This window comes from Leptotrichia sp. OH3620_COT-345, from assembly GCF_003932895.1.
Classification (GTDB): Bacteria; Fusobacteriota; Fusobacteriia; order Fusobacteriales; family Leptotrichiaceae; genus Pseudoleptotrichia.
The window spans coordinates 1-495 of record NZ_RQYW01000115.1 but is presented as its reverse complement, the minus strand read 5'-3'; the positions used below and the strand labels follow the sequence as shown (position 1 = coordinate 495).

Here is a 495-nt window from a genome sequence, read left to right as displayed (position 1 = left end):
TTTACCTTCCTTATTTGATAATCCTCCTATATTTAATGTCGTCTGTCCTAAACTTGCTATTATTCCTTTTACATTATCAAGTCTTTCCCCTTTTAATACTATTCCTGTTGTTTGTTCTTTCGCTTCTTCTTTTTTATTATCTTTTTTTTCTGATACTTTCTCCTGTACTTGCCATTTTTCCCCTTCTTCTTTTGTTATTCCGTCTGACAGAATAAAGCCCTGTCTGTTTATTGTATCTTTTATGTCAAGGTCTATTTTACCCTTACTTCTTATTACTCCCGTAAGGTTATTAAGTTTTTCACCTATCAGCTTTATACCTTCATTGCCTGATATTTCCCCTCTTATATTACTTGTTTCTTTTATTATTCCTTCTATCTTTTCATTGGATAATAACTGTCCTTCATCATTTATGAGCTTATCCGCATTTATTTTCTTTATGTTTCCTTTTATTATCCCATTTTTATTATCTATTATTTTTCCGGTTAAAGTTAAGGC

1 protein-coding gene is annotated in these 495 nt (G+C 30.5%); it reads right to left on the bottom strand.

What is annotated here, in order from left to right:
- The coding region (locus EII29_RS11600) for a hypothetical protein (RefSeq protein WP_148096441.1) at positions 1 to 495 on the bottom strand (495 nt) is incomplete at both ends.